Source organism: Chlamydiales bacterium (genome assembly GCA_031292375.1).
In the GTDB taxonomy this organism is placed as follows: Bacteria; Chlamydiota; Chlamydiia; order Chlamydiales; family VFKH01; genus JARLHF01.
Genome location: JARLHF010000069.1, coordinates 1 through 7,361 on the forward strand (window position 1 = coordinate 1; position 7,361 = coordinate 7,361).

6 protein-coding genes are annotated in these 7,361 nt (G+C 38.9%); all 6 read left to right on the top strand.

What is annotated here, in order from left to right; genetic code table 11:
• Positions 1–202, top strand: a 202-nt coding sequence (locus P4L16_08395; GenBank protein ID MDR3625136.1) for a hypothetical protein, incomplete at its 5' end; no start/stop codon positions are given.
• Positions 203–277: 75 nt separating this feature from the next.
• A complete protein-coding gene (locus P4L16_08400; GenBank protein ID MDR3625137.1) occupies positions 278–1,585 on the top strand; it encodes a hypothetical protein in 1,308 nt (435 codons plus the stop codon).
• Between the two features lie 51 nt (positions 1,586–1,636).
• Positions 1,637–2,683 (top strand): hypothetical protein, encoded by a 1,047-nt coding sequence (locus P4L16_08405; protein ID MDR3625138.1) that lies wholly within the window; start codon positions 1,637–1,639, stop codon positions 2,681–2,683.
• Positions 2,667–3,920: an FMN-binding glutamate synthase family protein gene (locus P4L16_08410; protein ID MDR3625139.1), complete on the top strand. Its 1,254-nt coding sequence runs from the start codon at positions 2,667–2,669 to the stop codon at positions 3,918–3,920. Before P4L16_08405 ends, P4L16_08410 begins: the two co-directional genes overlap by 17 nt.
• Positions 3,907–5,850, top strand: a complete 1,944-nt coding sequence (locus P4L16_08415; protein ID MDR3625140.1) for a hypothetical protein — start codon at positions 3,907–3,909, stop codon at positions 5,848–5,850. Before P4L16_08410 ends, P4L16_08415 begins: the two co-directional genes overlap by 14 nt.
• A gap of 33 nt (positions 5,851–5,883) precedes the next feature.
• Complete coding sequence (locus P4L16_08420; GenBank protein MDR3625141.1) at positions 5,884–7,017, top strand: hypothetical protein; 1,134 nt, start codon at positions 5,884–5,886, stop codon at positions 7,015–7,017.
• Positions 7,018–7,361 lie beyond the last annotated feature (344 nt).

Consider the following 7,361-nt stretch of genomic DNA (forward strand, 5'->3'; position numbering starts at 1 on the left):
AAATATATGTCCTGAGTACCTTTTTCGATCTAATATTGAGATTAAAGGTGAGCGCCTTTCATGCGATGAACTAGATGCACTTCGAAGGAAAAGGAATATGCCCTTGTTATATGCTGGACGTTATAGAGCATTAAAGTGGAAAAATGCGCCCTCATACTTTGAACGTGTAGTGGCAGTGATTAAAAAATTTTTTATTAGTTGAATTTATAAAATTTATCAAATCTTAATCACATTAGGGTACAATTGTGTTCATCTTTAGGTAAGAGGAGTTGATTTTATGGCACATACTATTTCTATACAGGGAGAAGTTCTAGATCGCAGCGAAGTTATGCTTAGGTTGCAGCAAATTGCGGATGTTAACAAAGAGAATGTGTGGATTGGGCGTAACTTGAAAGTTATAGAAAATACGTGGTACCAGCGTCTTATCTGGAATATTTTTGCTCGTTTTTGTAATTTTGAATGGTGTAAGAATCTCTATAACGTAGATGACGAAAAATCGAAGAATTATCTGCTAGAGATCAAACAAGTTTTTAAAGGTGACAGGGAGCTAACGAGGATTTTTGTTCAAGCGGTACTATATAAGTTCAATTATCACGTTTCAAATACAGATTGCCATATAGCTCTGGATCCATTTGAGCAATTTTGCTTCGAGGCGGATTGGGAGAAGGAGCTTTTTAGAAAGAAGGGGGTTTTAACATTTTCTAGTGACGACATCCAAACAGCAGCACAGTTAGAATATTTATTAGACCTAGATCCTACAATAGATCATTTAATTTTTTGCCCACCTTCTGGTTATCGTAATCAGGGGCTGTCGTGGGATAGAAAGAAGATGGTAGAGTTCATTTCTCTGATTGCAGGTGACAAATATTCTTCTCGAATAAAAGGGATTTCTCTAGGAAGTAAGTTTTGTCTGGGAGAGAGTGATGGATTTAACCTTGAGGATAAGGACTTAGCGCCCTTAAAAAATGTTCCGCTTCAAACTTTTAAGATTATGTCTTATGTTGGTATGCGGAATTTAAAGTTAACGCCTGCTTGTTTGCAGCAGCTAAATACAGCGGAATTATCTTTTTGTGATTTGAGTGGTTTTAGAAATGACTTACGTAATGAACACCTTACTGTTTTAGCAAATGCGCCTTTAAAGTTTTTGCGATTTGGATCGAAAAATGTGACAGGGGAGGGTTTAAATGGATTAAATTTGGGTGGGCTAAAAAGCTTCTTCTATAAATCAGGTCAGAAAGGACCTGTTAAAGGAGGCCATCATGGCGATAAGTTTTTAGAGATTTTAGGTGCTAAAGCATCCGCGCTTATCCATTTGAATATGGAAGATGCTTATGTTACTAAAGAAGGTCTTCGACACATGCGTGCACAAAAATTAGAATGTTTGACTTTGCGGAATTCAAATGCTTCTCAGGAAGAATTGCTAGAAGCTCTTTCGGATGTAAATGTTAGTAGCCTGATCTACATCGATTTTAAAAAGGCAATGCCCAATAGTGCACTAAATGAACTTCGAAGTGGAAGAAATTTGCCTCTTATGACAGAGAATTCTGATAAAGTTTTTGAAAGTATAAAACTTGTATTTAATTAGATGTTTAGCTTAACTGAAAGCCGTATCAGTTTATGAATAAAGCATCTTATAATGAAGTATCAGCGCTATCAGATTGAAACGAAGAAGGCCTTGCATATTCTTTTCCATCCGCATCGTTTTTTGGTGAAAGTCAAAAAATGGGCACTATTCAAGCTATTAATCAAAGAGCTTGTTCATTATCGTGGTAATCTTAAAATTGTAAAAAATAGACCCTGCGTTTATGGAGTATTCTCTGGGCCAATTGGCGGATTTGCTCCAAGAAATAAGCTCTGTGTTGGGTGTTTACGCTGTACAACAGAGTATCCAGAAGTAGTTCAGATCTATCATCACCCTCTTCATCAACAGATTTCAGGTCATATTCACTATCTCATGATGGAAGCAGAAACAGGAAGCGTTCCTATTCGAGGAGCTGGATACCGAGGAAAGTTTGGAGGTTCTTCCTGGGATGGGATGTGGACAGACCTATCAGAAATTGTCAGGCCAACGCGCGATGGCATTCATGGGCGTGAATTTATCTCTACAGAAGTATACTTGAAAGATAGTACGGTTGCTATTCCCATTGTTTTTGAGTCTAATCCTCAATGTAATAAAATCCTTCAAAGGGCAGCAAAAGAGCTTCAAACGGTTGTTTTAGAAGAGCCGGCATTTTCGTTTGATGATTCAACATTGTTAGAGCAATATAGAGCAGGCAGGCGTATTTTTCACTTGAAGGCAGAAAAGTTGGAGCCTGAGATGATTCGAGAGGTAAATAGGATTTTTGTGGATGCAAAATGTAGGGAGGAAGTTACCTTGATAGGAAGTGGGTGTGTGGAGTCTGCTGAAGTATTTATCAAGGCAATCATTTGTGGACTTGACCTTGTAGCTATTAAGCGAGCAGTTGCAATTGTTTTACAAGATCAGTTTAAAGACGAGGTATGGGCTGTACAGCGTATTAAGAATTTTTGCGCAGCATGGCGTGATCAGTTGATTGAAGTGATGGGAGCTATGGGGTTAAGGGATGTTCGCAGACTTCGAGGCGAGATGGGAAGGGCATTTTTTCAAAAAACATTAGAAGAAGAAGCATTCAAAGATATTCCTGGCTATGCAAGAGATAACTAAAAAACATACGGAGCTCTTGAGAAAGGGGTTTGATGAGTGGCCGGTGAGAAAAGATATGCCTGCCCTTGGAGATGCAAGGTGGACACAGGACCTTATCTTGTCTACATGGCATGCTGCTGGTACTAAAAAGCCTCCAACAAATGGTCTTGAATTTCGAAAAGGAGCCTCTGGTGGTGGTTTTGATCGTCTAGATTTTGGATTTCTTCCTAAAGAAAAGTGGGCGACGCATGCAGATCTTTCTCTGGATATTAAACAGATTAAATTGGAAGTCCCCTTTTATGGTGCAGGCATGTCTTATGGTTCTGTAAGTGAAAATATCATGCTTGCAAGGGCGATGGCTGCAAAGATGTGGAACACATTTACATGTACAGGAGAGGGTGGTTATCCAGACGCTCTTGTGCCCTACAAAGACCATGTGATCACGCAGGTTGCAACGGGTATGTTTGGCGTGCGAGAGGAGACAATTCAATATGCACGCATTGTTGAGCTTAAGTATGCACAAGGTGCAAAACCAGGCCTGGGAGGCCACCTTCTAGCGGATAAAACTACCATAGAAGTTGCAAAAATGCGTGGATCAGTGCCGTGGATCAATCTTTTTTCTCCTTTTCCTTTTCATAGTGTTTATTCCGTAGAAGATCATAAAAAGCAAGTTGATTGGATTAAAACAATTAATCCAAAGGCACTTATCTCAGTTAAGGTTTCAACGCCCATTGATGTCGACATGGTCGCTGTAGGAAGCTATTTTGCGGGCGCAGACATTTTGCATATGGATGGAAGTTATGGTGGCACAGGAGCTGCTCCTGAGATTGCCAAAAAAAATATCGCTATGCCATTGGAGCTTGCTATACCGAGGGTTCATCGTTTTTTAATTCAGGAAGGCTTGCGTGATAAAATCACTGTTATGGTTAGTGGGGGCATTCGCACAGCTGATGATATGGCAAAAGCAATTGCTCTTGGTGCTGATGGCTGTGTTTTGGGAACAGCAGAGCTTATAGCTATGGGCTGCACGCGTTGTGCGAATTGTGAGCGAGGTCGAGGTTGCCCTTTTGGGCTTACTACAACGGATCCAGAGCTTACACAACTTGTGGATCCTAGTTGGGGAGCAGAAAGAATTAGTAATCTCTACGCTTTTTATTCAGAGCAGCTACAAGAAATTTTATGCAAATTAGGCCTTACATCTGTGTGCCAGTTAAGAGGGCGTCATGATCTTTTGAGGTACATTCATGAAGGAGTCTGAAGGGGGATGTGGTGTTATCGGTGTCGCTTCTGCTGAAAAAATAGCTGGCAAACACTTGTTAACAGGGCTTTGTCAGATGCGCAATCGTGGAAATGGTAAGGGAGGCGGCATTGCAGCTGCGGGGCTAGATCCTACATTTTTTGGTATCACTCAAGAGATTTTGGATCAAGATTATCTTTTAGGCATTGCTTACTTGGATCCCTCTTCCAGGAAGGAGTTAGAGAGAGATTATATCTATTCTGTATTCGAAGTAGACCATGTGCATGAGATGCAAGCGACAGTAATCTATTTTGTTCGCCTTAAAGGGGGCAATGAGGAAACAGTTTATCAAAACATGCATCGCATTAATCAAAAATTTTACTCTGCTAAAGGTGAGAAGAGAGCTTTTGTGCTTTCAACAGGAAAGGACCTTTTAGTGCTGAAGATAGTGGGATATGGAGATGATGTAATTCGTTACTATCAGTTGGAGGAGTTAAAGGCTCATGTATGGATTGGTCATCACCGCTACCCTACAAAGGGAAATGTGTGGCATCCAGGGGGTGCTCACCCATTTGTGGGTCTAAATGAGGCTCTTGTTCACAATGGTGATTTTGCAAATTATTATTCTCTTTGCGAATATTTGTCTCAAAAAGGGTTGAACCCTCATTTTCTAACAGATACAGAAGTTGCAGCTCTTTTATTCGATCTATTGCATCGCACTTATAATTATCCTTTGGAACATGTTATTGAGGCCTTTGCGCCTACTACAGAGCGAGATTTTTTTCTTTTGCCCGAAGAAAAAAAGAAGGTATATAGGGATCTACAAAGAAAACATATTCATGGCTCTCCCGATGGTCCTTGGTTCTTTTTGCTTGCACAGTCCCTCAAGGGTATTTATAGGCTTATTGGTATTACAGATACAAGCATGCTCCGCCCGCAGGTCTTTGCGATGGGAAAGAATATTGGCTTTGCAGCATCGGAGAAGCAAGCAATTGATGCTGTTGTAAAAGAACTTCAGTGCCCTATTGATGATTATTGGAATGCAAGGGGAGGAAGTCATACAGATGGAGGAGCCTTTACCTTCACAATCGATGCAGGAAAAGTTATTTGTACAGATAAATTTGGCAATCAAATAGAAAAGAAGGGGCGTGTTTACCCATTCCACGAAGAACCATCAGATGCAAAAAAGTGCTTAGATGCAAAAGGAATCATCGAAGAGTATAAGAGAGGCATGCGCCATTTTGTATTTTCTGATGCTAGAGGAGAGCGTTTTTTGGGTTCTGGCTTGGGACCTAATACAGAGGGTGTAGAACTACATTTTTACGGATCTACAGGGGATTATCTTGCCTCTGGAATTGATGGAGCACATATTTATGTCTATAATGATGCTCAAGACCAGGTAGGGCAGATCATGAAATCAGGCCTTCTTGTGATTTATGGTAATGTTGGGCAAGCATTTTTATATGGAGCGAAGGGAGGAGAGTCTTATGTGCTTGGAAGTGCCGCTGGAAGGGCATTGATTAATGCAGTAGGATCTCCTCGTGTTGTTATTAATGGCTTGGCCTTGGATTATTTGGCAGAGTCTTTCATGGCAAGTGATGGCTTTGTAATTCTTAATGGTATTACATTTGATGAAAATGGAAAAATCATCGAGCTAGACACTCCTTATGCAGGTGGTAATCTTTTTTCTCTTGCTTCTGGTGGCGCAATTTACATTAGAGATCCGAAGAATAAAGTAGATACAGGCCAACTTAATGGCTCAGAATTTGTAGAGATGACAGAGGAGGATTGGAATTTAATCTTGCCCTACCTCAAGAAAAATGAAAGTTTTTTTAATATACCTATTGAAAGGCTTTTGTCATATGAGCAAAAAGCATTTCATTTTAAACAAGTATATAGAAAACTTGTGCCTATAAAAAAAAGTAGAGATAGAATTAATGGAGATTTATAATGCTCTGTTTTATAGGTCTAAGGAGTGGTTCAAATGTCTTCAGTTATTTCTCTTAAAAAACAAAAAAAACCTGTTTTGAGTAGCGCACAGCAAGTATTTAATCGTCTAAAGAGAAAAGTGGAAGCTTTACAAGAAGAGCAGAAGTCGCTAGTTTCTCATCTAGATATTTGTTTAAAAATCTATCATGAAAAGGTTAGTCCAGTCCAGCAAGAGCTTGTTTTAGCTACTAGTGAATTTGTAAAAAGTATGTACAAACAGTGCAGAAATTTAAAAAAGCTCTCTAAAAAAGAGAAAGAGCTTTGTCAAGATCTTTTGTTGGATAAAATACAAGGCTTGATAGACCTTGGGCATTACAATGACTTAGATCCTGAAGTACATGCTATTGTAAAAGAGCTAAAGGGGGTTGATCTTAATGAAACAATGAATGCTGAATTTGATCTTATGAAGAAAGAAATGTCAAAGGAATTTAAAAAAAGGGGCATCGATATTGATCTTTCAGATATGAATCACAAAGATAGCATGCAGGATATAATTCAAAAGATGTTCGAATCAATGAATGCCTCTCAAGAGTATGCGGAAGAGAAAAAAACTCCTCCTAAACCAAAGAGCAAAAAACAGTTGGAGAAAGAACAGAAGGCAGTAGAGTTAGAAACGCTTCAGAAGAAAAGTTTAAGTACCATTTATAAGCAACTGGCAAGAGCTTTTCATCCTGACTTAGAGCAGGATCTTTTGTTAAAAAAAGAAAAAGAAGAGGTTATGAAAAAGCTTACAACTGCATATGATAACAAAGATTTGCATGCACTTTTGTTATTGGAGTTTGAGCTTCTTAAAAAAGAAGATAATCAAGGAAAGGTGTATAGCGACGATCAAGTTAAGCTCTATAATGCTATTCTTAAAGACCAAGTGGAAGCTCTTAAACAGGAAGTTGAAATGATATGGATGCATCCTAGATATGTGCCCATGGAACCTTATTTTGATACTGTGGGTTTTGATGGGCCCTCTGGTTTGGAAGGGATTCGAAGAGAAAAAGAGAAGGAAATCAAGTATTATCGCTTCGTTGTTAATGAGTTAAAAGGACTTACGGCAAGTGTTGTCGTTCGTACTCTTTTAAAAGAGTACGAAGCTGCAAGAGAAATAGATGGTATATTTGGTGATGTGTTTTTTTAATTTATTTAAGACAATAAATTTTTAGAAAATGTTGTAATTGACAGGCTGTATCACATGTGACACGCTAAAAATAAAAGAGGTGTGGTATGCGTTCAAAAGCGCAAAGAATCAATGTTACTATTGATTCAGAAGATTTAGAAATTATTTATATTCTTGCTGAAAAACAGAAGCTGAGTCTTTCCGGTATTAGACTTCTTGCGTAATTAACGCCAGCTCGATTTTCAACTATCTGCTAATCAATAACTTGAATAGTTAAAACACGGAGACGCGGAGACACGGAGACTTATAATTTATCATTTATGATGCGTTCTACACCGTTTAGGATATCCAAATAAAGTGGTTCT

Bases quoted from the DNA above. Each gene is read 5' to 3' on its own strand.
- P4L16_08415 (MDR3625140.1), top strand. From the start codon at position 3,907: ATGAAGGAGTCTGAAGGGGGATGTGGTGTTATCGGTGTCGCTTCTGCT.
- P4L16_08420 (MDR3625141.1), top strand. From the start codon at position 5,884: ATGTCTTCAGTTATTTCTCTTAAAAAACAAAAAAAACCTGTTTTGAGT.
- P4L16_08410 (MDR3625139.1), top strand. From the start codon at position 2,667: ATGCAAGAGATAACTAAAAAACATACGGAGCTCTTGAGAAAGGGGTTT.
- P4L16_08405 (MDR3625138.1), top strand. From the start codon at position 1,637: ATGAAGTATCAGCGCTATCAGATTGAAACGAAGAAGGCCTTGCATATT.
- P4L16_08400 (MDR3625137.1), top strand. From the start codon at position 278: ATGGCACATACTATTTCTATACAGGGAGAAGTTCTAGATCGCAGCGAA.